A 25,116-nucleotide genomic window follows, 5' to 3' on the forward strand; every position below is an offset into this window, starting at 1 on the left:
TTCAGGACGCCTTCTTCGCCTTCGACTTCGGCTTCGCCTTCTTCGGCGCGCTCTTGGCCGCCGATTCCGCGGTGTCTCCACCCCGCGCCGCGCGGCTGCGCTCGACGCTGGCCTTCAGCGCCGCCATGAGGTCGATGACCTCGCCGCCGGCATCCTTCTCGGCCTTCTCGCCGAACGTCTCCGAGGTGTCGAGCGCGTCGCCCTTCTCGAGCTTGGCGTCGATGAGGGTGCGCAACTCCTGCTGGTACTCGTCGACGAACTGGTCGGGCTCGAAGTCGCTCGAGAAGCTGTCGACGAGGGATGCCGACAGTTCGAGCTCCTTGGCGGAGATCTTCACCGGCTCGTCGAGCGCCGGGAACGCGGCCTCGCGCACCTCGTCGGCCCACAGCAGCGTCTGCAGCACCAGCACGTCGCCGCGGACCCGCAGAGCGGCCAGCCGCGTCTTCTGCCGCAGCGAGAACCGCACGATCGCGGTGCGCTCGGTCTGCTCCAGGGTCTTGCGCAGCAGCACGTACGCCTTGGGCGAGGCCGAGTCGGGTTCGAGGTAGTACGCCCGGTCGAGGGTCAGCAGGTCGATCTGCTCGGTCGGCACGAACTCCACCACCTCGATCTCCCGGGAGCGCTCGGCGGGGAGGGACGCGATGTCGTCGGCGGTGAGCACGACGGTGCGATCGCCGTCGTCGTAGGCCTTGTCGATCTCGGCGTACGGGACGACCTCGCCGTCCAGTTCGCAGATGCGCTGGTAGCGGATGCGGCCGCCGTCACTCGCGTGCACCTGGTGCAGCGGCACGTCGTGATCCTCCGTCGCGGAGTAGACCTTGACGGGCACGTTCACCAGGCCGAAGGTCAGCGCGCCTTTCCAGATCGCTCTCATCCCCCCAGTGAACACCGGCCACAGCCGTCACCGCCAGGGGTTGCGGCTAGCCTTGCGCACATGGCAGGCACGGGGCAGGTCGTCGAGGTGGGGGGCCGTCGCCTGCGGCTGACCAATCTGGACAAGGTGCTCTACCCCGAGGCGGGCACGACGAAGGCCGAGGTCATCGACTACTACTCGCGGATCGCGCCGTGGATGCTGCCACACCTCGCCGGCCGTCCGGTCACGCGCCTGCGCTGGCCCGAGGGGACCGGACACGCCCCGTTCTTCGCGAAGGATCTCGAAGCCGGCGCCCCCGACTGGCTGCGACGCCGGGCGATCGACCACTCCTCGGGGGCGAAGGACTACCCGCTCGTCGACGACGTCGCCGGACTCGTGTACCTCGCCCAGGTCGCGAGCCTCGAGCTGCACACGCCGCAGTGGCGTTTCGACGCCGCGCGGAGCTCCGCCGGTTCGTCACGGCGCGCGCCGGACCGCCTCGTCCTCGACCTCGATCCCGGACCCGGTGCGGGCCTCGCCGAATGCGCCGAGGTCGCGCGGTGGGCACGCGAGATCCTGCAGGGTGTCGGCATGGATCCGCTGCCCGTGACGAGCGGGTCCAAGGGGATCCACCTGTACGCGGCGCTGGACGGCACGCGCTCGAGCGACGAGATCTCGGCATTCGCCCGCGAGCTCGCCCGGGCGCTGGAGGCCGACCACGCCGATCTCGTCGTGAGCGCGATGACGAAGGCCGTCCGCGGCGGCAAGGTCTTCGTCGACTGGAGCCAGAACAACGGCGCGAAGACCACCATCGCGCCGTACTCGCTGCGAGGACGCGCCCAGCCGATGGTCGCAGCGCCCCGCACGTGGGACGAGCTCGACGATCCGCTCCTGCGACACCTGCGCTTCGACGAGGTGCTCGAGCGCGTGGCGACCACGGGCGATCTGCTCGCCCCGCTTGCTCCCGCTGTCGCCGATCCGCTCACGGCCTACGTCGGCAAGCGCGCGGCCGACGCGACGCCGGAGCCGTTCCCGACCTCCGCCGCTCGCGTCGCCGCTACGGGCGCGTCCGGCGCCGCGCTCCGGTTCGTCATCCAGGAGCACCACGCACGGCGGCTGCACTTCGATCTCCGGCTCGAACGGGACGGCGTGCTGGAGAGCTGGGCGGTCCCCCGCGGCATCCCCGAGACGACCGATCGCAACCATCTCGCGGTCATGACCGAGCCGCACCCGATCGAGTACCTGACTTTCGCCGGCGAGATCCCCGCCGGACAGTACGGCGCGGGCAGCATGACGGTGTGGGACACCGGCACGTACGAGGCCGAGAAGTGGCGCGAGGACGAGATCATCTTCACGCTGACCGGCCGCCCCGGCGGGCCGCTCGGTGTCGTGCGCCTCGCCCTCATCCGCACCTCCGGCGCCGGCGAGAAGTCGCAGTGGCTGCTGCACCGGATGGCCCCTCGCCCCGCGGCGGCGCCCTCGCCGGCGGGATCGTCGGCGGCGCCGGAATCGCCGGCAGCGCCAGCGTCTTCGCCGGTGACGGTGCGCCCGCGGGGCGCGACGGCGGCGGACGACGCGCCGATGCTCGCGGTGAACGCCACGCCGGCACGGGCACGCGCCGCCGCGGCGCGTCGCTGTGAGGCGTGGGTGGAGTTCAAGTGGGACGGCATCCGGGCGATCGGCACGTGGGACGGTCGGCGGCTGCGCCTGCGCGCGCGCAGCGGCACCGACATCACCGCGCGCTACCCCGAGCTGACCGCCGTGGACGCGGGGCTCGGCGCCGCCCCGGCCGTGATCGACGGTGAGATCGTGGCGATGGATGCCGCGGGGCGGCCGAGCTTCTCCCGGCTCCAGTCGCGCATGCACCTGACGACGCCCCGCGAGATCGAACGGGAGTCCCGCCGGGTGCCGGTGACCTACATCCTGTTCGACGTGCTGCGCGCCGCGGACGCCGACGTCGCCGCCCGGCCGTTGCGCGAGCGCCGCGGCATCCTCGAGGAGATCGCCGCCGACGCTGTTCCCGCGATCGTGCTGCCGCCGGTCGCGGCCGACGTGGATGCCGCCCTGCAGACGGCGCGGGAGCTCGACCTCGAGGGCATCGTCGTGAAAGACCCCGACGCCCCCTACCGCCGCGGCGCCCGCAGCGAGGAATGGCTGAAGGTCAAGCTGACGCGCACGCAGGATGTCGTGATCGGCGGCATCCGCCCCGGCAAAGGTGGTCGCACCGGCACCATCGGCTCCCTGCTGCTCGGCATCCCGGAGGCCGGCGAACTGCGCTACGTGGGGCGTGTGGGGTCGGGCTTCAGCGAACGGGAGCTGACGCGACTGGCCGACGTGCTCACGCCGCTTCGCACCGACGAGAACCCGTTCACGGGCGTTCCCGCCGCGGACGCGTCGGACGCCCTGTGGGTGCGTCCACAACGAGTGGCCGAGGTCGAGTTCGCCGAGTTCACCCCGGGCGGCACACTGCGCCATGCGCGCTGGCGGGGGCTGCGCCCCGATGTCGCCCCCGACGCCGTGCGCCGCGAGGTCTGAGCGCTCACCCCGCGACGATGGATGCCGACACCGACGGTGTCGGTCGCGGCGGATCGGCGAAGACCCCGACCCCTTCGGGCGCGAGTACGAACTGCAGCGAGGTGCCGAGGCCGAAGGCCTCCTGAAGCTCGTCGGGTGAGGTCTCCGAGATCGTGAACTGCGCGACCGCGGGGAACGCCCCCGCCGCGCAGCCGTAGTACATCTGACCCTCGATGGTGGTGCCGTCCTGACTGACCGCGCCCGCCGGGACCACGGTCAGGCAGTCGGTTCCGTTGGTGAACACGCCGACCGGCGAGTGGATGACGATGAGGCCGTGGAAGTCGTATGCCGTCGCCGCGCTGCCGGCGCCCCACCACCCGTCGAGCCACGCCGCGTCGCTCTCGTCGCCGTCGTCGAGCGTCGCGATCTGAGTGGCGCCGGTCGCCGGCGAGATCGGCCGGACCGCGGCGACGCCGTACGTGGCGGCGGCGACCACCGCGGCGACGACCACGAGCGACCCGGTCCACGCGATGGCGACCGGCCGGCGACGCCACGCCCGCGCGAGTCGCTCCCGCACCGGAACCGGCGGGGGCTCCGGTGCCGCATCGGGCTCCGGACCGGCGTCGGCCTCCGGGCCGGCGGCGGGCTCGGCCGCGCCGTCGGGCGCGGGCGCGGCGTCCGTCGCCGACGCGTCGTGGCGCCCCGGCCCGTCGGTGGGCGTCGGCCTGGCAGGCTCGGGCGCGGATGCCGCCGCCCGCGCCGACGACTCCAGTTCCGCCAGCCGGGCGCGCGCCGCCGGATCGGCGTCGATGTCGGCATCCGGCCCGTACGCGCGGGCACGCAGCGCGCGGAGCTCGATCAGCGTCTCGTCATCCATCATGAGCATCGTCGCACAGCGGGCGCCGGCGTCAGGTGTGCGCGTCGTGTTCGCGGTGGCCGGCCGGTTCCATCTGGAAGGTCGAATGCTCGACGTCGAAATGCTCCGAGAGGCAGCCCTGCAGCCGCGACAGCAGGGCAGCCGAGCCGCCGGCGAGGACGCCCGGCTCCACCACCACGTGCGCGGTGAAGACGGGCGCCCCGCGGGTGAGCTGCCACACGTGCACGTCGTGCACGTCCACGACGCCGGGCTCGCGCAGGATGTGATCGCGGATCGCCCCGACCTCGGTGCCGCGGGGAGCCCGCTCCCCCAGCACCGAGAACGCCTCGCGGAGGAGGCCGATGGCACGCGGCACGATCATCACGGCGATGACGAGCGAGGCCACCGCATCCGCCGGCATCCATCCGGTCGCCCAGATGATCACCGCGGCGACGATGACGACGGCCGAGCCGATGAGATCGCCGAGCACCTCGAGATACGCGCCGCGGACATTGATGCTGCGCCGCTGCGCCGCCGACAGCAGGTACATCGAGACGGCGTTGGCGACGAGGCCGACCGCGGCCACGGCGAGCATGAGGGGCGCGGCGACGTCGGCCTCGACCGGGGCCAGCAGACGCTGCAGCGCCTCGACGGTGATCCACGCCATCAGCGCGATGAGGATGACGGCGTTGATCAACGCTCCGAAGACTTCGGCGCGTTGATATCCGTACGTGTTGCGGTCATCGGCCGGCCGCGCGGCGACGATGGAGGCGATGAGCGCGATGACGAGCGCCGACGAGTCGGCGAACATGTGCGCCGCGTCGGCGAGGAGCGCGAGCGATCCCGTGAGGATGGCGCCCGCGATCTGCACGAGCATGATCGCCGCGGTCAGGCACAGCGAGATCGTCAGCAGTCGCTGATTGCTGGCGTCGCGGATGCCGGAGGGCGCGTGGTCATGCATGACGGCAGGTTATTGCCGCCACGGGGCGAACCGGCCGATGCCGCCGCAGTCGGGAATGATCGTGATTCTCACTCGCCGTGCCGAGCCTCCCGCGCGGCGTCGTCAGCCCGGCAGGCGCTCCAGCAGCGGCACCAGGGCGGCGAAGGCGCGGGCGCGGTGCGACGCGGCGTTCTTCTCGGCCGCCGACAGGTCTGCCGCACTGCGGCCGCCTTCGCCGTCGGGGAGGAACACCGGGTCGTAGCCGAAGCCGCCGGTGCCGGAGGGAGCGGTCGCGAGGCGACCGTGCCACACGCCTTCGACGGTGTGCTCGGCCGCGCCCGTGCCGTCGGCATCCGGCACGACCAGCGCGATCGTGGAGACGAACTGCGCACCGCGGTGCGGCTCGGCGATGTCGGAGAGCTGATCCAACAGCAGGTCGAGGTTGGCCCCGGCATCCTTGCGGTGCCCCGCCCAATACGCCGAGAACACCCCGGGGGCGCCGCCCAGCACGTCCACGCAGACGCCCGAGTCGTCGGCGAGGGCGGCGAGCCCCGTGTGCGCAGCGGCAGCGTGGGCCTTGATAAGGGCGTTCTCCGCGAAGGTGATGCCGTCCTCCACCGGTTCGGGGCCGTCGTAGCCGACGACCTCCAGATCGGGTCGGACGGCCGCGACGATCGCGGCGAACTCCTCCACTTTGTGCGGATTGTGCGTCGCGAGGACGATTCTCTGGCTCATCACGCTCGATTCGAAGGAGTTGGACACATCCGACGCACGGTCAGCCTGCGAGTGCGGCGGTCTGCGCCTCGCGCAGGTCCGCGCAGCCGGCGACGCCCAGCTCCAGCAGGGCGTCGAGCTCACGCTTGTCGAACGGGGCACCCTCGGCGGTGCCCTGCACCTCGACGAACAAGCCCCGGCCGGTCACCACGAGGTTCATGTCGGTCTCGGCGCGCACGTCCTCGACGTAGGCCAGGTCGAGCATCGGCTCGCCGTCGATGATGCCGACGGAAACGGCGGCGACGGAGTCGATCAGCACTTTCGCGTTCTTGCCGACGAGGCCCTTCGCGCGCCCCCACTCGATCGCGTCGGCGAGCGCGACGTAGGCGCCGGTGATCGCGGCGGTGCGGGTGCCACCGTCGGCCTGCAGCACGTCGCAGTCGATGACGATCGTGTTCTCGCCGAGGGCCTTCGTGTCCACGACCGCACGCAGCGCGCGGCCGATCAGGCGGGAGATCTCGTGCGTGCGCCCGCCGATCTTGCCGCGCACCGACTCGCGGTCGTTGCGGGAGTTCGTGGCGCGGGGAAGCATCGCGTACTCCGCCGTGACCCAGCCCTTGCCCTTGCCGGTCAGCCAGCGCGGCACGCCGCCGGTGAACGACGCGGTGCAGAGCACCTTCGTACCGCCGAACGAGATGAGCGCGGAGCCCTCGGCGTGCGCACTCCACCCCCGCTCGATCGTCACGGGGCGGAGCTGGTCGACGGTACGGCCGTCGGCGCGGGCGGTGGTGGACTCGGTCACGGGAGTTCCCCCTTCGGGAGGTCGATGGCGCCGGTCTGGACGAGGCGGACGGCGGAGACGCCGCGCCCCATCAGCCGATCGGCGAGGTTCAGGAAGTGGTCGGCGGAGTCGCCGGTGGCTTCGTAGACGTGGGTCGGCACGGCGTCTGGCCCCGCGAGGAGGTCGCGGGAGACCAGCTGGCGGTAGACGTCCTTGGCCGTCTCGGTGTCGCTGGAGACCAGCGACACGCCTTCGCCCATGACGTAGCTGATCGCCCCCTCGAGGAACGGGTAGTGCGTGCACCCGAGCACGAGCGTGTCGACGCCCGCATGACGCAGCGGCGCGAGGTACTCCTCGCACGCCGCGAGCACCTCGGGCGAGTCGGTGACGCCCGCCTCGACGAAATCCACGAAGCGCGGGCACGCCTGCGCGAACACGGCGAGGTCCTCGTTGACGCCGAGCATGTCCTGGTAGACGCCCGATCCGATCGTGCCGACCGTGCCGATGACGCCGATGCGGCGATTGCGGGTCATCGAGATCGCGGTGCGCACGGCCGGGCCGATGACCTCGACGACAGGCACGTCGTACCGTTCCCGTGCATCGCGGAGCATGGCGGCGGATGCCGTGTTGCAGGCGATCACGAGCATTTTGACGCCCTGGTCGACGAGGGTGTCGAGCACCTCGAGGCTGTATCGGCGCACGTCGGCGATCGGCTTCGGACCGTAGGGCGAGTGCGCCGTGTCGCCGATGTAGAGGACGGACTCCCGCGGCAGCAGCTGCGAGACCGCCCGGGCGACGGTGAGTCCGCCGACGCCGGAGTCGAAGATCCCGATGGGAGCGTCCCGTCCCTGAGCGCGCCGAAGGATCACGCTCCCAGCCTACGCCGCCATCGATAGGGTGAAACGCATGACCCCCCGCGACGCTCAGGCACCGTCGACCGCGCTGCTCACCGACCGGTACGAGCTGACGATGATCGATGCGGCGCTGCGCGACGGCACGGCATCCCGCCGCTGCGTCTTCGAGCTCTTCGGCCGGCGCCTCCCGGGCGCCCGCCGCTTCGGCGTCGTCGCCGGCACGGGTCGCCTGCTGCAGCAGCTGCGCGACTTCCGGTTCGGCGACGACGAGCTCCGCTACCTCAGCGACCACCGCGTGGTCAGCCGCGACACGCTGGACTTCCTCGCCGGATACCGCTTCACCGGCACGATCCGCGGCTACCGCGAGGGAGAGCTGTACTTCCCCGGCTCCCCCATCCTCATCGTGGAGGGGACGTTCGCCGAGGCCGTCGTGCTGGAGACCATCGCCCTCAGCATCCTGAACCACGACTCCGCCGTCGCGAACGCCGCTGCACGCATGAGCATCGCCGCCGGCGACCGCCCGCTGGCCGAGATGGGGTCGCGCCGCGCCGCCGAGCAGTCCGCCGTCGCCGCGGCGCGGGCGGCCTATATCGCCGGCTTCGATGCCACGAGCAACCTGGAGGCCGGACGCGCCTGGGGCATCCCGACGATGGGGACCGCCGCGCACGCCTGGACCCTCCTGCACGACACCGAGGAGCAGGCCTTCCGCAGCCAGATCGACGCGCTCGGCACCGAGACGACGCTGCTCATCGACACATACGACATCCGCGAGGGCGTCGCGACGGCGATCCGGGTGGCCGGCACAGCGCTCGGCGGGGTGCGCATCGACTCCGGCGATCTGCCGACCGTCGCGGCGGCGGTGCGCGCGCAACTGGACGATCTCGGCGCCACGGCGACGAAGATCACGGTCACCAGCGACCTCGACGAGTTCGCGATCGCGGCGCTGGCGGCATCCCCCGTCGACTCCTACGGCGTCGGCACGTCGGTGGTCACCGGCTCGGGGGCGCCGACGGCGGGCATGGTCTACAAGCTCGTCGCGCGCCAGGACGCGGGCGGCGGGTGGGTCGCGGTGGCGAAGACGTCGACGGACAAGGGGTCCAAGGGCGGACGCAAGGCCGCCTTCCGCACGCTCGATGAGGGGACCGCGACGAGCGAGCTCATCGTCGTCTCGGACGGGTTCGAGGAGCTGTCGCCGGCGAGCCGGCATCCCGACGCGCGGCCGTTGCTCGTCACCCTGGTCGAGCACGGCGAGGCGGATGCCGGGTATGAAGGCGCCGCCGGAGTGGCCGCGGCCCGTGCGCACCACGCGCGGGTGCGCGAGGAGCTGCCGGTGCGCGCCCTCGCGTTGAGCCGCTCCGACCCCGCTCTGCCGACGGTCTACACCGACGCCGGCTGACGGGTCAGATCATCGACTCGTAGATCTCCTTGCACGTGGGGCAGATGGGGAACTTCTCCGGGTCGCGTCCCGGCGTCCACTTCTTGCCGCAGAGCGCGCGCACCGGCTTGCCGGTCATCGCGGACTCGAGGATCTTGTCCTTCTTGACGTAGTGCGAGAAGCGCTCGTGGTCGCCCGGCTCGATGTTCTCCTCGCGCAGCAGCTCTTCGAGCTCGCGGTCCAGGGTGGCGACACCGCCGTCGTCGGGGCGATCCAGTGGGGTGCTCATGGTGTTCGAGTTTAGCGGCGGACACCGCGTACGAGGCGGGTTTCCACAGGCCCAGGAGTCCGCCGGGTCAGGTCGACTCGGCGAACTCCATGAGACGTCCGCCGCTGCGGTCGAAGACCGCGCCGCCGCCGAGGATGCCCGCGATCAGCACCACCACCCCGATGCCGATGCCGCCCCACAGCGCCGTCCAGGCCCATTCCGCGTCGACGCTGAGGGTGAGCCATCCCCACCACAGCGACGGCAGGCTCAGCGCCACGGCGCCGACGAGCACGACCCCCTGCGACAGCCCGCCGCCGGTGCGCTGCGGCTGCTGGAAGGGACTGTCACCGGGACGGGAGACCGGGTAGGGGGCGACGACGGAGGCGACCGACGACAGGCCGAGCCCGCAGAGGAAGAGGCTCGCGCACACACCGACCATGGCGGGAAGGATCGCCCACCGCCCGTGCAGTGAGACCGTCACCGGGATGGTGACGGCGAGGATCAGGATGCCGACGGCCACCACCGGAACGAGCCGCCCGGCACGGTCGGCGCTGCCGCGGACCGCGCTCGCGATGTGCATCCACAGTGCCGTGGAGTCGTACGCGAGGTCGTTGTGCGCGAGCCATCCCAGGAAGAGCGCCATGAGGGGGGCGGGCAGCAGCACCGCGGTCGCCAACGGCACCCCGACGAGCACGAGCGGGACGATCGTCACGATCGCCGCGACCGGCACGATCGCGACGTTGACGAGGTAGCGCGGATCGCGGAGCCAGTAGATGAGACTGCGCGCCGCGATGCCGCCGGTGGGCGTGCCCCCGGTGAGGTCGAACCAGCCGAGGCCGCGACGCTCCCGCGCCGACCCCGGCCGCTCCGTCGTCGTCAGGAGTCGGTCGACGAGCCACAGCCACAGCGCGGTCTGCGCGAGAAGGGTCACCACCGCCACGAGCAGGGGCGCCGCGAACGACCCCGTCAGCTCTCTGGCGGGGAGAGACCACGCCGCACCGAGCGGTGTGAGTGCCAGCACATCGACGGCCTGGGTGAGCGCAGAGGGAACCTCGCCACGCCACTCCAGCGAGGCGAGGAACACCACCACCGGAACGACGACGACGAGCGTCGCGATGAGGAAGACGCCCGTCAGCTCCCGGGAACGCCGATCACGCAGGACGAGCCCCACGATCGCGAGGGCGATCTTCGCGAACAGCATGCAGGTGAGGACGCCCAGCATCGCCGATGCCACGGCGACCGCTGTCGTCGCGCCGTGGGCGATCCACATCGTCGCAAGCGCCGCCGCGACCACCACGACGCCGAGGACGGGGACGCTGATGACGCTGGCGGGCAGCGTCGCCCACGCGGTCGCGCGCGGGGTGGCGCCGAACACGGCGAACCGCCGCGGATCGAGTTGGTCGTCGGCTCCCCCCACGATCGCCGCGACGAAGAAGCCGAGTGTCAGGGCCGAGCACCCGATCATCGTCACGGCGAAGGCGACGTCGTCGGGCGCGGTGCGCAGGCTCAGGATGCCGGCGCAGACGACCCCGACGGCGATGACGAGGAGCACGAGGGCCGTCGCATTGCGGGTGGCCCGCCGGGGGTCGCCGCGCAGCGCACCGATCAGGAGGTCGAGCCTCAGTCGGAGAACGTGTGCAACCATTCCAGGCCCTCCACGTCGCTGATCCCGCCCGCCAGCTCGATGAAGCGCTCTTCGAGCGTGCGCTCGCCGCGCACCTCGTCGACGGTGCCTTCCGCGAGGACGTGACCGGCGACGATGACCGCGAGGCCGCTGCACACCCGCTCGACGAGCTCCATGCCGTGGCTGGAGAGCACCACGGTTCCGCCGTGCTCGACGTATGCGGTGAGGATGTCGAGGATCACGGCCGAGGAGACGGGGTCGACGGATTCGAACGGCTCGTCGAGCACGAGCACGCGCGGCGAGTGGATCATCGCGCCGGCGAGCATGAGCTTCTTGGTCATGCCTGCCGAGTAGTCCGAGACCGTGCGCCCGAGCGCGTCGGTGAGGTCGAAGGCGCGCGCAAGATCGGCGATGCGGCTCTCGACGACCGACGCGCGCAGGCCCCGCAGCACACCGTAATAGTGGAGCAGCTGCCGGCCGGTGAGCCGGTCGAAGGTGCGGAGTCGGTCGGGGAGGATCCCCATCTGACGCTTTGCGCGACGCGGCTGGGCCTTCAGGTCGACGCCGGCGACCGTGATCGTGCCGCTGTCGGGGCGCAGCAGCCCCGCAATCATCGACAGCGTCGTGGTCTTGCCCGCGCCGTTGGGCCCGACGATCCCGTAGAAGCTCCCCGCCGCGATCGTCAGATCGATCCCGTCGACGGCGGGCACTCCCCCGAATGCCTTGGTGACGCCCTGCAACCGCACGGCGGGCACCGCGGCATCCACATCGAGGTCGGTGATGACCTCAACGTCGACATCGGTGACGATCTGCAGCAGCGCGTCGGCGTCGTCGGGCACCGCAGCCGGGGTGTCCGCGGCAACGACGTCGTCGTGAGCGGGGTCGACGACAGGCTCCGACTCGAGACTCGGCTCGATCTCGGGTTCCGGCTCGACCCCGGGTTCCGGCTCGACCCCGGGTTCCGGCTCGACCCCGGGTTCCGGCTCGATCTGCGGCTCCGGCTCGACCTGGGGCTCCGGCTCGACCTCGGGTTCCGGTTCGGGCTCGGGTTCCGGTTCGGGCTCGAGCTCAACGTCGGGATCGAGCGCGACCTCAGGCTCAGGCTCCGGATCGAGCGCGACTACGGGCTCCGGCTCCGGCTCCGGCTCCGGCTCGAGATCAGGCACCGGCTCCGGCTCGAGCTCAACCTGTCTCTCGGGCTCGGGCTCCACGACGACCTGCGGCTGCGCGTCGGTCTCGGGCTCGGGCGGCAGGGCGATCGCGTCTCGGTCGACATGCGCGGCGGCCTCGAACTGGGCCGCGGCGACCTCGGCCGGAATCTCCGGAGGCGGCGGCGGGACGACGGCCTTCTTGGCCCGCGGAGCGCGCTTCGCGGCGGGCTTGCGCGGAGTCGTCGCTCGGGCGGCGGGAGTCTTGCGCGGCGGGCGCGGGCGGGGTGCCGACTCGTCCGGAGCGGGTGCGGCATCTGCTGCGGCGGAAGCCTCGGCATCCGTCGCGGCGTCGAACCGTGCCGCCGCCTGCGAGGCGGCGACGGGGGGCAACGGCGGCAGCGCGTGCACGCCCGCGTCGTCCTCGGGGAGCGGCAGGGAGGCGGTCACCCGTCAAACCTAGCAAGCCGCCCCGACGTCCAGATATCGTCTTTCGGAGGGTGTGAGCGTACTCCGATTGTCACGAATCGACAACGGACCAGGGCCTTCCTGCGCCTTCTCAGGTGCCTTCGCTACCATAGCGACGGCACGAAGGAGTGTCCGCACGTCGAACTGACAGTGAACACCTTCCCCAGGAGTACCTCTTGACCCTTCAGACCGTCATCCTCGCCGCCGGCATGGGCTCGCGGCTCGGGCGCAGCCTGCCCAAGCCCCTCACCGAGCTCAGCGACGGGCGCACGATCATGGGTCAGCAGCACGACAACATCCGCGCCGCGTTCGGCCGGAACGCCCGCATCACCACCGTCGTCGGCTACCGCGCCGAGACCATCGTCGACGCGTTCCCGCACGTCGAGTACGTGTACAACGAGCGCTACGACCAGACGAACACCTCCAAGAGCCTGCTGCGCGCCCTCAAGGCGACGGGCAAGGGCGGCGTGCTGTGGATGAACGGGGACGTCGTGTTCGACCCGCGCGTCCTGGGGCGCGCGATCGAGCTGATCGAGCGCGACCAGTCGTTCGTCACCGTGAACACCGCGAAGGTGAGCGACGAAGAGGTCAAGTACACGGTGGATGCCGAGGGCTATATCAAGGAGCTGTCGAAGACGGTCAAGGGCGGCATCGGCGAGGCCGTCGGCATCAACTACATCTCCAGCCGCGACAAGCGTGCGCTCATCGCGCAGCTCGGGCGGGTCGACGACCAGGACTACTTCGAGCGCGGCCTCGAGCTCGCAATCGTCGAGAACGGCCTGCTGCTGGAGCCGCTGGACATCTCCGACCTCTACGCCGTCGAGGTGGACTTCGCCGAAGACCTCGAGCGCGCGAACCAGTTCGTCTGACACGCACCGGCCCTCGCGCCCGGCGCACCGGGCCTCGGGTCCTACAGCGCTCGCTCAGCGGGCCCGCTTAGGATCGAGCCGACATGGCCAAGGTCCACCGCATCCACTCGCTGCCCGACGATTCCCCGTGGGATGGCGGTCTGCCGCCCGAGGGGTCGGCTGAGCATCCCCGCACGATCCGCGCGCTCGACCGCGTGCTGCAGGTGCAGCGCCCGGTCGTGATCGCGCATCTGCGCAGCATCCGCCTACGCCACCCCGAGGCGACGACCGCCGAGATCGTCCGGATGCTCGAACGCCGGTATCTCGCCACCGTCACGACCGGCGGCGCGGCCGTCGGAGCGACAGCCGTCGTCCCGGGAATCGGCACCGGCGTCACGCTCGCGCTGTCGGGTGTCGAGACCGTCGGCTTCCTCGACGCCACAGCCCTGTTCGCACAGTCCCTCGCCGAGCTGCACGGCATCCGCGTGGACAATCCCGACCGGGCGCGGGCGCTCGTGCTGACGCTCATGCTCGGCAAGGAGGGTGTCGACCTGGTCGCGTAGCTCGGTCGGCAGCTGGCCGGCAAGGGCGTCAGCCGCGACCGATACTGGGGCGAGCTCATCACCAAGTCGCTCCCCCGCGCCGCCGTCGGCCCGCTCGTCGATCGACTGAAGACGACCTTCGTCCACCAGTTCGCCGCGAAGGGTGGCGCGTCGATCATCGGCAAGGCGCTGCCGTTCGGCATCGGCGCCGCTGTGGGCGGGACCGGCAATCATCTTCTCGGCCGGCGGGTCGTGATCGGCTCGCGACGCGCGTTCGGCGTCCCGCCCGTGCAGTACCCGGCCGAGCTGGAGCCTCGCCCGGGCGCCACGCGCCTGGAGACCGCGGCCGCGGGCCGCCTCCGTCGCGCCGGAGCAGCCATGACGGCGGGCTCGCGACGGGTGACGGATGCCGTGGGCACCGCGGTCGCGAAAGCGACACCGAAACGGCGCCGCGGCGACGACGAGGACGGCGACGGCGCGGCTCTCCTCGCCGACTGACACGGCACCGGTCTCTCCCCAGACACGCTCGTCCACGGAGTTTCCACAGATCGGCGCTCTATCCCGGGATTCCGGCCGTGGCGGGTCGGTGGCGGCTCCTACCGTCGCGGGCATGCTGAGAGCCCTCGACACCGGAAGACCCCGCCCGTACCGCGTTCCCTGGTCCGTGCACCCCGCGGACGACCGGCACCCCACCGTCACGAACACGAGCGCCGAACCGGCGGATTTCGTCCGCGTGTTCCGCTCCGACGGGGTCTCCGAACACCTCGGGCAGGTGCTGCCCGGCGAGGATGTCGCGCTGTGCCTGTGCGGCACCGACCCCGACTCCCTGGTCGTGACGGTCGCCTGGTATCGCTGGCGAACCGACGAGGAGTACTGCTGGCGTTTCGTCCTGTGATCACGCGGAAGGCGCACAATAGGCGTATGGGAATCTTCCAGAGCCGCCCCGAGGAGCCGATCGAGTGGGCCGGGCTTCCCGCCGAGCCGTGGGAACCGCGCGAGCCCACGGAGGTTCTGCCCCCTGCCGTCGATGACATCGGCGTGCTCGGCGCCGCCGGCGTCGCCTTCTCGGTTCCCATCGAGGTCCTCGTCGAAGAGGCCGAGCAGGATGCCGCGGCAGATCCGGATTCCGACGCGCCCCGCCCCTGATCCTCCCCCGTCGCCCCGCGAGGAGCGCCAGCGATGTTCAGCGCGGCCTACCCTCGGTCGTTGAGCGAGGAGCGCCAGCGACGGGACGACGGTACCCCGGTCGTTGAGCGAGGAGCGCCAGCGACGAGACGACCGTAACCAGCTCGCCCAACCCCGGTCGCCCCGCGAGGAGCGCCAGCGACGAGACGAAACGCCCCACCTCTTCCGGGACCGCGTGCGCCGTTTCGTCTCGCTCGTTCCTGACTCGCTCAACGACCCGCAAGCACGCCCCCTCAGTCCCCGCGAGGAGCACCAGCGGCGAGGCGATCGGTGGGCAGCGCACCCCACCTCGGTCCCCCCGCGAGGAGCGCCCGCGACGAGACGAAACGCCCCTACCGTCCCATGAGAGAATTCTCATGACGGAGTCTGGTTTGTCCGGGTCGATCGGGGGTTTTCTGGCCGGTGAATGTCGGTGGCCCTGACCACAATGGAGGGTATGGACCTCCTCACCGCCCCGTTGGATGACCTGCTCGCGCAGGCATCCCAGCTGGTGCGGGATGCCGCCGCGGGACGGGTGTTGGAGCGGGCGACGGAGCATGAACTCGCCCGGCAGGTGTCCGCGATCGGTGACCTGGCCCGGATGACGGAGGCGCTGCTGGTCGACGCGGTCGGGGAGATCACCCGCCGGTCCGAGCACGGCTGCCGGGACGATTTCATGACCTCACATTTGGGATGTCGGAACGTGACCGAACTGGTCGAGAACCTCACCCGCGTCGACCCGCGCACCGCGACCCGATTGCAGCGCGCCGCCCGCGCCGTCCGGCCGGAGGTCTCCGGCACGACCGGGGAGGTTCTCGACGCGGCGTTCCCGCAGGTCCGCTCGGCGATGCTCGACGGGGTGGTCGGGGTGGACGGGGTCCTCGCGATCACCGAGCCGCTGCAGGCGTCCAGCCCGCGGATCGCCCCGTCGGCCCGGCGGCACGCCGAGGAGATCGTCGTCGCGGAAGCCCGCGGGGAGGGCCCGCACGGGGCGCCCCCGGCATCGGCGGGGATCCTCCGGGTGCACGCGCAGGCGTGGGCGCTCGCGCTGGACGCGGACGGTGCCGAACCCCGCGAACGCGCCGCGCTGCGGAAACGGTCGTTCACGCTCGGGGCCGCGACCCCGTACGGGGTGCCCGTCCGCGGGACCCTGCTGCCGGAGGTCGCCGCGCAGCTGCAGACCATCTTCGACGCGCACCTCGCCCCGAAGGTCACCTTCGATAATCCTGAAGCGGAAGCGGCGTATGAGGACGGGTCGCCGCTCCTCACTGCGGAAGACACCCGCACGAGGGCGCAGAAACAGCACGACGTCCTCGCCGCCGCGCTCAGTGTTGCCGCGTCCAGTGGGCTGCTGCCCGCGATCGGCGGTCACGCTCCCACTCTCGTGGTGTCGGTCACCGCGGAAGATCTCGAGTCCGGCCGGGGGTATGCGCACGTGCAGGGGTGTGAGCAGCCGGTGACGGTGTCCCTGGCCCGGCATGTGGCGTGCGCCGGGACGATTCAACGCGTCACCAGCCGTGATGACGGGAGGATCATTCGGATCGATGTCCGCGACCGGGTGTTCAACCGGTATCAGCGGCGCGCGATCGCGCTCCGCGACGGCGGGTGCGTCATCCCCGGATGCGGGGTCCCGGCATCCTGGTGCGAGATCCACCACGTCACCGAACACGCAGGCGGCGGCCCCACCCACACCGACAACGGCGTCCTCCTCTGCTGGTACCACCACCGATTCCTCGACCGCATCGGCTGGCAGATCCGCATGAACCACGGCATCCCCGAAGTCAAAGCACCCGGCTGGTGGGGAACCGACCACCAGTGGCGACCCGCCACCACCTCCCCCACCCGACTCCAACACGACATCCTCACAACCTGATCTCGATACGCCCGCTCGTCCCTCGCGGGCACTCGATCACCGGGGCAGCGCCGCGCGGGCACGCGATCACCGGGGGAAGCGCGACGCGATCGCCGCCGTCCGACTCTCATCGCCCTCTCCACAGGCGGGCACTTTCGCGGGTTATCCACCGTTCGCCGGTGCCGGATCCTACGCGCGCAGCACTGGCGCCACCATGGCCGCATGGATGAACCGACCACCATCATCAAGGCCGTCACGACCGCTGAGATCGTCGCCCTCACCGAGGTGTCCTGCGGGCTGGAGCTGCGGGGGTGCCTCGCTGTGCTGCCGTTCTGGCACAAGCGCAGCAGCGGCGCCTTCCGCACCGCGTTCCCCCCGCTGCGCGATGTCGACGAAGTGCCCTCTGTCGTCGCGAGGCTGGCCCCCAACCTGATCTCGACCCTCGCCCGCCTCGACTGCGACGGCGTCACGCTGGTCGCCTACACCGATGATCCGTTCGTGATCGCCGAGCACCCGCTCATCGAGCTGCTCGCCGGCCTCATGGAACGCCTCGCCGATGCCGGCTACGGCATCAAGGACGCCGCCATCGTGGCAGACGATGCCTGGTGCGGGTACTTCGAGCAGGCGGGCGAGCGTGACCTCGCCGAGCTCGATGCCGCGCGCGCCGCGATCCCGGCCGAGCTCCACCATCGCCCCGCGCCCGAGCGACTCCCCGTCCGCGATGCCGAGTTGGCCGAGCAGGTCGACCTCGCCCTGCTCGATCGCTTCGTCGACCACGGCGAATGCGACGCCTTCGGCGTCGTGCGCCGGTGCGCACCGCCCGATCCGATCGACCTGCTCGAAGACCTGCTCGCCCGCGACCCCGACACCGTCGGACCGCTGAGCCTCGCCCGCCTGCTGTCGACGATGCTCACGGAGGGCGACGTCGATCGCACGGTGCTGCAGATCGCCTTCGGTCGGGCAGTCGCCGATGCATCGTGGCAGGTGACGCTCGCGACACGGCAACGCGCGGCCGAAGCCGGAGTGCAGCCCTTCGAGATCCGCCGCGAAGACATGGAGAGCGGACGGATGCCAGCTGACGAACTCCGCAGAGCGCGCATGCTGGTCGGCGACACACCGACGATCCCGGACCCCGACCGCCTGCACCGGGGCGCGCACCTGCTCGGGCGGGCCATCGTCCACTGCGGGCTGCCCGAGCGCTCCTGGGCCATGTGCGCCCTCGCCTGGGTGCGCTGGGCGGTGGGCATCGCTTCGGCGGCCGACACGCTCGTCCGCGAAGCCGCTCGCATCGACCCCGCCAACTCCCTGGCCCCCGTTTACGCCGCAATCCTGCACTCCACCTACCCCGCCTGGATCTTCGACGGCCGCCCGCCGCAGAACCGCCGGAGCCGACGCGCCGCGTCCCGCGCGGCACGCCGCAATGCGCTGGTCGGAGCGCTCGGTAGGCTCGGGGAGTGACCGCCGTCCTCATCGCCCTGCTGCTCTTCAACGCCGTCTTCAACGTCGTCGTCTGGCCGCGCTTCTACACCCGCGTCGCGAAAGACCCCCGCGCTCGCGGGGCGGACGGCAAGCCGACCCGGTTCCTCGTCGTGCATGCCGTACTGATCGCGCTGGCGCTGCTGATCGCCCTCGCCTCGGCCATCGCGGCCATCGCGGCGATGTTCTCGCCCGCCGCGTGAGGCACGTCGCGTGAGACCCGCCGCCGACGCCGGCCACCCCGCCGTGGCTTCCTCCCCTCCCGATGCGCTGCGCCGCGCTCGACACGTCTCCTCGCCGCTGACTACCCTCGATCCATGAACAGCACGCTGGCAGCCCTGACGGCATGGTTGCCGCGCCAGCGCTGGTACACCTCCACCGACGGCATCCCCCGCCTGCGCGTGCTGTCCGACGAGCCGCTGCCGTCCGACGATCCCGGCGCCGAAGTGCGCGTCCTCGTCGTCGCCGATGACGCGCCAGGGGCGCCCATCGTCTATCAGGTGCCCCTCGTGGTCAGGACGGCGACGGATGCCGCGACGTCGGCATCCTTCATCGGACTGGCCGATGCCGGGCGCCGCCTCCTCGACGGCCCGCACGACCCGGCCTACACCGCCGCGCTCTGGCGCACGATCGCCCCGGATCAGGACGTCGCCCGCGCAGAGGTGCTCTCGGGCGAGCAGTCCAACACGTCGATCATCTTCCACCCCGGGCACGGCACCCCGATCATCTGCAAGGTGTTCCGCCGGCTCCACGCGGGACTCAACCCCGACATCGAACTGCAGACTGCGCTCGCGGGAGCCGGCTCGCCGCACGTGCCGCGTGTGATCGGCCGCGTCGACGGCGAATGGTCCTCCCCCGGGCCGATCGGCGCTCGCGAATCGGGGTCGCTGGCGTTCGCCCAGGAGTTCTTCCCGGACGTCGCCGACGCCTGGCGTGTGGCCTTGACGGCCGCCGCCGATCACGCCGATTTCTCCGCCGACGCCCACAGCCTGGGACGTGCCACGGCCGAGGTGCACCGCGACCTCGCCCGCCTCTTTCCTGCACCGGCCGCCGACGCGGACGCGCAGGCGGCCATCACGGGCGCCTGGCGTCGCCGGCTGGCCATCGCCCTCAGCGAGGTGCCGCAGCTCGCACCGCACCGCACCGCGATCGAGAGCACGTACGTCTCCGCCGCGAGCACACGGTGGCCGGCTCTGCAGCGGGTGCACGGCGACTACCATCTCGGCCAGGTGCTGCAGGTACCCGGTCGCGGCTGGGTGCTGCTGGACTTCGAGGGCGAGCCCATGCGCCCCATCGACGAACGCCGCGCGCCAGACCTGGCCCTCCGCGACATCGCGGGCATGCTGCGCTCGTTCGACTATGTCGCCGGCTCCCTCGCTTTGGCGCCTCCCGATGCCCAGGCATCCGTCGACGCGTGGGCGGATGCGGCGCGAGAGGCGTTCCTCCGCGGGTACCGGGATGCGTCGGGGGTCACGGCCTCGGGTGCACTCCTCAACGCGCTGGAACTCGACAAGGCGGTCTACGAGGCGATCTACGAAGCCCGACACCGTCCCGCGTGGCTGGCGATCCCGCTCGCGGCCATCACGCGACTCGTCACCCGCTGAACGCGACGCGTCACCCGCTGAGCGCGGCTCGTCACGCGCCCGAAGTCACTCGTCGTCGAGGTCGGCCTCGTCCGCCTCGTCGTCGTCCTCATCGCTCGAGGCGAGATGCCAGGTCTCCCACCGCGCCATGAGCTCGCCAATCGCCGCCGCGAACCGCGCCGAGGCCGCGCCGGGGGCGGTGTCACCGAAGTAGTGACGCACCCACCCCTCCAACCGCGACACGGCATCGGGGTCGGACAGCACCCGGGCGGTCTCCTCCAGGATGCGGGGCGCGTCGTCGGCATCCAGCCATTCCGCATCCGAGAGATACCCGTGCGTGTCGACGATCGCGGCCGGGTCGACGGGCCGGGTCACCATCAGCGGCCGGTCGGCGGCGAGCCGGTCGTAGACCATGGCCGAGATGTCGACCACCGCGACGTCGGCCGCGGCCAGCTGCCAGCCGAGGTCGGGCTGGTCGTCGAAGACGTGCTGCGCACGGGGGTCGGCGGCGTTGGCCGCCGCGATCGCGGCGATGATCCGCTGGTTCGCGGCGCCGTAGGCGCTGTCGACGACACCGGACCGCGGGTGGGGACGGTAGATGAGCCGGTGCGCCGGCGAGGCGAGCACCGCCGCGGCGAGCGCCTCGCCGTGCGTCGCGATCGAGCCGTAGTGCGCCGACGGACGATCGCCCTCCCAGGTCGGCGCGTACAGCACGACCGTGCGCTCGTCGGGCGTGTAGGGCAGGGTCCCGGAGTAGTGATCGGCCTGCGGCCGGCCGATCTGCATCGTGCGGGTGTCGAGGTCGTAGTCCCAGAGCACCCGCGCCAGCCGCCGGCGGGCGGCCTCACCGGCGACGAACGCGACGTCGTACGCCTTGAACTGGTTCGTCGTCATGTACATCTTGTCGGACTCGCCGTGGTTGATGAACACGTGCCAGCGCCGCCCGTAGCGGAACATCTGGAAGTTGCGCGTGTTCTGGTTGACGTACAGCACGACACGGATGTCCTGGTCGGCGACGTAGCGCTCCAGGTCGCGCACCGTCGGCACGAACGCGACGGGCAGCGCATCGTCGGCGAGGATCGCCCGCGCCCCCGTCGCGTTGCGGCTGAGCACGACGACGGGCCATGTCTTCGCGATCTCGGCGAGCGGCTTGTACCACTGCCGGATCTGGTACATGTTGACGTCGCCGTCGGCGAAGTACACCGCGATGCGGAAGTGCTGGGCCGGATGCCGCGGCTGTTGCGCGAGGCGGGACCTCACATCGATGACGGCGCGGCGATTGCGCAGCGCCTTGCGCAGCAGCGCGACAGCCTTGCGCCCGTCCGAGAGGAATCCCACCCCTCCAGGGTACGGCCCCGCCGGGACGGCCCCGCCGTCGCGGGCCCACGGCGCCCTCCCGGGCCCGAGTGGCGTGGCATGATCGACGGGTGCACGACGACGATCACCGCCAGCGGGACGCGCCCGTTCCCCCGGCGGATGCGGGGGTCAGCTTCGTCATGCCGGTGCTGAACGAGCGGGCGTACCTCGAGCGCGCGGTGCAGAGCGTGCTGGAGCAGGAGCTCGACGGCCCGGCGGAGGTCGTACTGGCTCTCGGCCCGTCCACGGACGGGACGGACGAGATCGCCGAGCGCCTGGCGGCCACCGACCCGCGGGTGCGCCTGATCGCCAACCCCGAAGCCGACATCCCGGTGGGCCTGAACCTCGCGATCCGCGCCGCGATCCACCCCACGATCGTGCGCGTGGACGCGCACTCCGAGCTCGAGCCCGGCTACACCCGGCGTGCGCTGGCCACCCTCGCCGCGACCCGCGCCGCCAACGTCGGCGGCGTCATGCGCGCCGACGGCCGCACCCCTTTCCAGCGCGCCGTCGCCCGCGCGTACAACTCCCCCATCGGTCTCGGTGGCGGCGCGTACCACTCCGGCGGCGCTGCAGGCCCTGCCGAGTCGGCGTATCTGGGCGTCATGCGGCGGGCGGTCCTCGATGAGGTGGGGCTCTTCGACGAGACGATCCGCCGCGGTGAGGACTGGGAGCTGAACCTCCGCATCCGCCGCGCCGGGTATCGCGTGTGGTTCGATCCGGCCCTCGCCGTCACGTACTGGCCGCGCGAGCGGTGGTCGCGCCTGGCCCGTCAGTTCCGCTCGACGGGCACATGGCGGGGTGAGCTGGTGCGCCGCTACGGCCGCCGCAACTCGCTGCGCTTCTTCGCGCCGCCGGCCCTCGTGCTGCTCGTGCTGATCGCCCTCGTGGTCGGCCTCCTGCAGACGACGGGTGTGCTCGCCGGTACGGCCGCTCTTGCAGCATCCGTCGTCTACCTGCCCCTCGTGGCGTACGCCCTCCTCGTCCTCGGGTACGCGTGCAGCCGCCGGGCCGGCCCGGGCGTCCGTGAGCGGCTGTGGACCCTCGTCGTCATCCCGACGATGCACCTGGCGTGGGGCAGCGGGTTTCTCATCGGCGCGGCGCGCGGCGCCCGCGAGAACGTCGACACCTCACGGCTCGACCGCAACACGCCGCTGCCCTGAACGCGCGCGCTCAGGCGCGATCCACGAACCCCTGATCGAGGATGCGGGCGACCACGCGCTCCGCCGCGTGTCCGTCGTCACGCGCGTTGAACCGGTCGCGCCAGCGTGCGTAGCGGTCGGCGACGGCCGAGACCGCGTCGGGATCATTGAGCGCGGCGGTGAGCTCGGCCTGGGTCGCGGTCAGGGGTCCGGGCGCGTGCGCGGCCAGATCGAAGTAGAACCCGCGCAGCTCCCCCCGGTAGTGCTCCACGTCGGGCGTGAAGAAGTACACGGGCTTCCCCGTCGCGGTGAAGTCGAACATGACCGACGAGTAGTCGGTGATGAGCGCGTCGGCGGCGACGAGCAGTTCGGAGATGTCGGGGTACGCCGTCACGTCGATGACACGGGCGCCCTCCGCATCGGAACCGGGGAGCAGCGTCCGGGAATGACCCCGCACGATCACGACGGCGTCGGTGTCGCGGGCGAGCCGCTCCAGATCGAGGAAGTCGACGATCTCGTCGCGGTCGTCCCGCCACGTCGGCGCATAGAGCAGCACGCGGGCGTCCGGCGCGATCCCCAGCGCCGCCCGGACGGCGGTGCCGTCGCCAGTGACGAGCACATCGTTGCGGGGGTAGCCCTCCACCCAGATCGGGCGTCGCAGGAAGGCGTAGGCCTTGCGCAGGATGCGGGCGCCGTAGGCGTTCTGCGCCAGCAGCACGTCCCACCGGCGACTCTCGCGGATCACCGCGACGATCCGCCGCGGATCGAACCCGGGCCGGTGCAGCGCGAGGCGCTTCAGGGGCGTGCCGTGCCAGGTCTGCAGCACGACTTGGCCCGGCCGGCGGGTGTACCGCCGACGCAGCCAGTCGTTGACGACGAGCAGGCGGGCCGCTCCCCGTGCCCGCCACCACTGCGGGCTGCCCTCGATCACCGGGATGGCGCCCTCCGGCACGGCGACCGACAGGTCCACGACGCTCCAGTAGCGGGTGACACCCGGAGCGACACGGGCGAGCTCCCGGTCGATGGCCCGCGGATTGCAGCTCGCGTTTCGGCCGTAGAAGCTCTCTAAGAAGACGGCGTTCTCCAGCTCCGCACCGGGCGGGCGCGTCGCGTAGCGGCGCTCGAGCGCCGCCTGACCCTCCCCGGAGTCGTACGCCGGGTCGATCGGCGGCCGTACCGTGAGGCGATCGCCGTCCAGGCGTGCCCGCAGTGTCGCCGCCGCCACCTCCGCGACGGTCGCCGGCACCTCCCGCACCGCGCCGTCCGCGTCGGCGAGGCGCACCTCGTACGCCCCGCTCGGCAGCGGAAGCGGCTGGCTGCCCCACCGCGCCGCGCTGAGCGGAAGCTCCACCGACCACTGGCCCCCACCGGCATCCTGCGGCGTCGCGGCGACGCGGGCGCGTCGCCCGACGAGTTCCGCCGCGACGGGAGCGGTGCCGTCACCGTGCAGGACGAGCGCGGGAGCCGGATCAATGTCGATGCGGGCGGTGATCGTCATGAACGCCTCTCTGCGGCCAGGGCGGCCTGTACGGCACGGTACACGCGCGCGGTGTTCTCGCCGTCATCGAACGCGTGCACCCTCGCGCTGAGCGCCCGCGCCCGCGCGACGCGGCGATCCCGCTCAGCGGGGTCGGAGAGGACAGCCCGCACGAGCGCCGTCGCCTGCGTCCAGTCCTGCGCGATGTCGTCGCCGGCGACCTCCGCGTAGGTGCCGTAGAACCCGCGGGATCGCGCGTAGTCGGCGAGGTCGGGCGCGAGGAACAGCGTGGGAACCGGGACGAGCGCGGCATCGAACGCCAGCGACGAATAGTCGGTGATGAGCACGTCGACGGCGGGTAGCAGCGGCGTGACGTCGACCACGAGGTCGCTGCCCAGCATCCGCCCCCCGGCGCCGAGGGCGGCCGCGTAGTCTCCCGCGCCGAGCGGATGCGAGCGGACGAGGAGGATCGCCTCGGCGTCTGTCAGGACGGTCCGCAGCGCCGCCGCCTGCGCCGCATCGGGCGCGGCCGGGTCGGGCGCGCCGTCGCGCCAGGTCGGGGCGTACAGCACGATGCGACGGTCGCCGATGCCCGGAACGAGCTCGGTCAGCCGCGCCCGGGCGAACGCCCGGCGCTCGGCATCCGTCCCCCGCGAGAGAACGTCGACGCGCGGCTCGCCGGTGACCGGGACGCGGTCGTCGGGAAGTCCGAATGCCGACTCCAGCCGCCCCCGCACCATCTCGGAGGCCGCCGGCAGCACCCGGATGCGGCGTTGCGTGCGCCGGTACGACGTCGCCAGCAGGCGTCCCAGGGCGCGGCGGACGACCGCCGGCGCACCGGGGAGGGGCGCCTGCGTCGTGACCGGCGCGTCGAGCCCGATGCGCTTGAGCGGGATGCCGTGCCACAGCTGCACGATCACCCCGCCGGTGGCGGCGTAACGGTTGACGTCGCCGAACCCGTGGGTGACGACGGTGACCGCAGCGCGCGCGGTGAGCCAGAGTCCGCGCAGCGAACCCTTGCGAGCCGAGGGGATGCCGCGGCGCCGCGCCTCCGCGTCCTCGGCCGGACTGCCGGTGAGCCACACCGCGTGCTCGCCGCGGTCCGCCGCGTGCTCCCACAGCGCCCACGCCCCGTCGGCGAGCCCTACGGCGCACCCGAACACCCAGAGGTCGCGCGTGCGCGGGATCGCGAAGGTCAGCGCGCGACCGAGTGCGTACAGCGGGATGCGAAGGAGCTTCCCGGCGTTGCCGGCGCCGAACGAGAAGGACGCCACCCGGCGA

General features: G+C 71.9%; 22 protein-coding genes and 1 pseudogene. 11 read left to right on the forward strand and 12 right to left on the reverse strand.

The genetic code is table 11. The annotated features are described in order from the left end of the window. Position 1: 1 nt before the first annotated feature. A complete protein-coding gene (locus tag ACPYN4_RS06035) occupies positions 2-874 on the reverse strand; it encodes a Ku protein (protein ID WP_424445887.1) in 873 nt (290 codons plus the stop codon). A gap of 60 nt (positions 875-934) precedes the next feature. Here ACPYN4_RS06035 and ACPYN4_RS06040 point away from each other — a divergent pair, with 60 nt between their 5' ends. Then, positions 935-3,388 (forward strand): ATP-dependent DNA ligase, encoded by a 2,454-nt coding sequence (locus tag ACPYN4_RS06040; RefSeq protein ID WP_424445888.1) that lies wholly within the window; start codon positions 935-937, stop codon positions 3,386-3,388. Between the two features lie 4 nt (positions 3,389-3,392). Here ACPYN4_RS06040 and ACPYN4_RS06045 read toward each other — a convergent pair whose 3' ends face one another. The 5 genes from ACPYN4_RS06045 to murI all read right to left on the reverse strand — a co-directional run bounded on the left by ACPYN4_RS06045 (position 3,393) and on the right by murI (position 7,527). Next, positions 3,393-4,244 carry a hypothetical protein gene (locus ACPYN4_RS06045; protein WP_424445889.1) on the reverse strand — a complete coding sequence of 284 codons (852 nt, stop codon included), beginning with the start codon at positions 4,242-4,244 and terminating at the stop codon, positions 3,393-3,395. Positions 4,245-4,275: 31 nt separating this feature from the next. After that, positions 4,276-5,184 carry a cation diffusion facilitator family transporter gene (locus ACPYN4_RS06050; protein ID WP_424445890.1) on the reverse strand — a complete coding sequence of 303 codons (909 nt, stop codon included), beginning with the start codon at positions 5,182-5,184 and terminating at the stop codon, positions 4,276-4,278. A 102-nt stretch (positions 5,185-5,286) separates the two neighbouring features. Continuing rightward, positions 5,287-5,898 carry an RdgB/HAM1 family non-canonical purine NTP pyrophosphatase gene (gene rdgB / locus ACPYN4_RS06055; RefSeq protein WP_424445891.1) on the reverse strand — a complete coding sequence of 204 codons (612 nt, stop codon included), beginning with the start codon at positions 5,896-5,898 and terminating at the stop codon, positions 5,287-5,289. Between the two features lie 40 nt (positions 5,899-5,938). Beyond that, positions 5,939-6,679: a ribonuclease PH gene (gene rph, locus ACPYN4_RS06060; protein ID WP_076690462.1), complete on the reverse strand. Its 741-nt coding sequence runs from the start codon at positions 6,677-6,679 to the stop codon at positions 5,939-5,941. Beyond that, a complete protein-coding gene (murI, locus tag ACPYN4_RS06065) occupies positions 6,676-7,527 on the reverse strand; it encodes a glutamate racemase (RefSeq protein ID WP_424445892.1) in 852 nt (283 codons plus the stop codon). The genes rph and murI overlap by 4 nt, the downstream gene beginning before the upstream one ends. A 37-nt stretch (positions 7,528-7,564) precedes the next feature. On the opposite strand from murI, the gene ACPYN4_RS06070 reads away from it, so the two are divergent. After that, on the forward strand, positions 7,565-8,908 hold the full coding sequence (locus ACPYN4_RS06070) for a nicotinate phosphoribosyltransferase (RefSeq protein ID WP_424445893.1): 1,344 nt from the start codon (positions 7,565-7,567) through the stop codon (positions 8,906-8,908). 4 nt (positions 8,909-8,912) lie between these two features. Here the strand turns inward: ACPYN4_RS06070 and ACPYN4_RS06075 are convergent, their stop codons facing one another. From ACPYN4_RS06075 to ACPYN4_RS06085, 3 genes are all read right to left on the reverse strand, one after another. Then, positions 8,913-9,176: a DUF3039 domain-containing protein gene (locus ACPYN4_RS06075; RefSeq protein ID WP_287269486.1), complete on the reverse strand. Its 264-nt coding sequence runs from the start codon at positions 9,174-9,176 to the stop codon at positions 8,913-8,915. Between the two features lie 67 nt (positions 9,177-9,243). After that, positions 9,244-10,800, reverse strand: coding sequence for a hypothetical protein (locus ACPYN4_RS06080; protein WP_424445894.1), 1,557 nt, complete (start codon positions 10,798-10,800; stop codon positions 9,244-9,246). After that, positions 10,776-12,377: an ABC transporter ATP-binding protein gene (locus ACPYN4_RS06085; protein ID WP_424445895.1), complete on the reverse strand. Its 1,602-nt coding sequence runs from the start codon at positions 12,375-12,377 to the stop codon at positions 10,776-10,778. Before ACPYN4_RS06085 ends, ACPYN4_RS06080 begins: the two co-directional genes overlap by 25 nt. A 194-nt stretch (positions 12,378-12,571) precedes the next feature. Between ACPYN4_RS06085 and ACPYN4_RS06090 the strand changes: the two genes are divergently transcribed. The 8 genes and pseudogenes from ACPYN4_RS06090 (at position 12,572) to ACPYN4_RS06125 (ending at position 19,881) form a co-directional block, all read left to right on the forward strand. Further along, on the forward strand, positions 12,572-13,264 hold the full coding sequence (locus ACPYN4_RS06090) for an NTP transferase domain-containing protein (protein WP_076690458.1): 693 nt from the start codon (positions 12,572-12,574) through the stop codon (positions 13,262-13,264). Between the two features lie 83 nt (positions 13,265-13,347). Then, a pseudogene (locus ACPYN4_RS06095) lies at positions 13,348-14,283 on the forward strand (hypothetical protein). A gap of 112 nt (positions 14,284-14,395) precedes the next feature. Beyond that, the gene (locus tag ACPYN4_RS06100) at positions 14,396-14,680 is read left to right on the forward strand and encodes a hypothetical protein (RefSeq protein WP_239280536.1); all 285 of its coding nucleotides are present in this window, start codon (positions 14,396-14,398) and stop codon (positions 14,678-14,680) included. 26 nt (positions 14,681-14,706) lie between these two features. Next, entirely contained in the window at positions 14,707-14,931 is a 225-nt protein-coding gene (locus ACPYN4_RS06105; RefSeq protein WP_239280534.1) for a hypothetical protein, read from the forward strand. A 475-nt stretch (positions 14,932-15,406) separates the two neighbouring features. Beyond that, positions 15,407-16,822, forward strand: coding sequence for a DUF222 domain-containing protein (locus tag ACPYN4_RS06110; RefSeq protein ID WP_424445896.1), 1,416 nt, complete (start codon positions 15,407-15,409; stop codon positions 16,820-16,822). 201 nt (positions 16,823-17,023) lie between these two features. After that, positions 17,024-18,259: a hypothetical protein gene (locus ACPYN4_RS06115; RefSeq protein WP_424445897.1), complete on the forward strand. Its 1,236-nt coding sequence runs from the start codon at positions 17,024-17,026 to the stop codon at positions 18,257-18,259. Then, a complete protein-coding gene (locus ACPYN4_RS06120) occupies positions 18,256-18,480 on the forward strand; it encodes an SCO4848 family membrane protein (protein ID WP_239280529.1) in 225 nt (74 codons plus the stop codon). Before ACPYN4_RS06115 ends, ACPYN4_RS06120 begins: the two co-directional genes overlap by 4 nt. Before the next feature lie 114 nt (positions 18,481-18,594). Next, on the forward strand, positions 18,595-19,881 hold the full coding sequence (locus ACPYN4_RS06125) for a maltokinase N-terminal cap-like domain-containing protein (protein ID WP_424445898.1): 1,287 nt from the start codon (positions 18,595-18,597) through the stop codon (positions 19,879-19,881). 45 nt (positions 19,882-19,926) lie between these two features. Here ACPYN4_RS06125 and ACPYN4_RS06130 read toward each other — a convergent pair whose 3' ends face one another. Next, complete coding sequence (locus ACPYN4_RS06130; protein WP_424445899.1) at positions 19,927-21,198, reverse strand: CDP-glycerol glycerophosphotransferase family protein; 1,272 nt, start codon at positions 21,196-21,198, stop codon at positions 19,927-19,929. A 158-nt stretch (positions 21,199-21,356) separates the two neighbouring features. On the opposite strand from ACPYN4_RS06130, the gene ACPYN4_RS06135 reads away from it, so the two are divergent. Beyond that, positions 21,357-22,379: a glycosyltransferase family 2 protein gene (locus ACPYN4_RS06135; RefSeq protein WP_424445936.1), complete on the forward strand. Its 1,023-nt coding sequence runs from the start codon at positions 21,357-21,359 to the stop codon at positions 22,377-22,379. Positions 22,380-22,389: 10 nt separating this feature from the next. On the opposite strand, the gene ACPYN4_RS06140 is transcribed toward ACPYN4_RS06135, so the two are convergent. After that, positions 22,390-23,856, reverse strand: a complete 1,467-nt coding sequence (locus tag ACPYN4_RS06140) for a CDP-glycerol glycerophosphotransferase family protein (RefSeq protein ID WP_424445900.1) — start codon at positions 23,854-23,856, stop codon at positions 22,390-22,392. Then, positions 23,853-25,109: a CDP-glycerol glycerophosphotransferase family protein gene (locus ACPYN4_RS06145; protein ID WP_315548960.1), complete on the reverse strand. Its 1,257-nt coding sequence runs from the start codon at positions 25,107-25,109 to the stop codon at positions 23,853-23,855. The genes ACPYN4_RS06140 and ACPYN4_RS06145 overlap by 4 nt, the downstream gene beginning before the upstream one ends. Between the last annotated feature and the right edge of the window lie 7 nt (positions 25,110-25,116).

It is taken from the genome of Microbacterium sp. CH-015 (assembly GCF_049707015.1).
Taxonomy (GTDB): Bacteria; Actinomycetota; Actinomycetes; order Actinomycetales; family Microbacteriaceae; genus Microbacterium; species Microbacterium aurum.

Coding starts and splice junctions, on each gene's coding strand:
- ACPYN4_RS06040 (WP_424445888.1), top strand. CDS start 935: ATGGCAGGCACGGGGCAGGTCGTCGAGGTGGGGGGCCGTCGCCTGCGG.
- ACPYN4_RS06080 (WP_424445894.1), bottom strand. CDS start 10,800: ATGGTTGCACACGTTCTCCGACTGAGGCTCGACCTCCTGATCGGTGCG.
- ACPYN4_RS06045 (WP_424445889.1), bottom strand. CDS start 4,244: ATGGATGACGAGACGCTGATCGAGCTCCGCGCGCTGCGTGCCCGCGCG.
- rdgB (WP_424445891.1), bottom strand. CDS start 5,898: ATGAGCCAGAGAATCGTCCTCGCGACGCACAATCCGCACAAAGTGGAG.
- ACPYN4_RS06140 (WP_424445900.1), bottom strand. CDS start 23,856: ATGACGATCACCGCCCGCATCGACATTGATCCGGCTCCCGCGCTCGTC.
- ACPYN4_RS06075 (WP_287269486.1), bottom strand. CDS start 9,176: ATGAGCACCCCACTGGATCGCCCCGACGACGGCGGTGTCGCCACCCTG.
- ACPYN4_RS06110 (WP_424445896.1), top strand. CDS start 15,407: ATGGACCTCCTCACCGCCCCGTTGGATGACCTGCTCGCGCAGGCATCC.
- ACPYN4_RS06105 (WP_239280534.1), top strand. CDS start 14,707: ATGGGAATCTTCCAGAGCCGCCCCGAGGAGCCGATCGAGTGGGCCGGG.
- ACPYN4_RS06050 (WP_424445890.1), bottom strand. CDS start 5,184: ATGCATGACCACGCGCCCTCCGGCATCCGCGACGCCAGCAATCAGCGA.
- ACPYN4_RS06125 (WP_424445898.1), top strand. CDS start 18,595: ATGAACAGCACGCTGGCAGCCCTGACGGCATGGTTGCCGCGCCAGCGC.
- ACPYN4_RS06070 (WP_424445893.1), top strand. CDS start 7,565: ATGACCCCCCGCGACGCTCAGGCACCGTCGACCGCGCTGCTCACCGAC.
- ACPYN4_RS06035 (WP_424445887.1), bottom strand. CDS start 874: ATGAGAGCGATCTGGAAAGGCGCGCTGACCTTCGGCCTGGTGAACGTG.
- ACPYN4_RS06135 (WP_424445936.1), top strand. CDS start 21,357: ATGCCGGTGCTGAACGAGCGGGCGTACCTCGAGCGCGCGGTGCAGAGC.
- ACPYN4_RS06115 (WP_424445897.1), top strand. CDS start 17,024: ATGGATGAACCGACCACCATCATCAAGGCCGTCACGACCGCTGAGATC.
- ACPYN4_RS06100 (WP_239280536.1), top strand. CDS start 14,396: ATGCTGAGAGCCCTCGACACCGGAAGACCCCGCCCGTACCGCGTTCCC.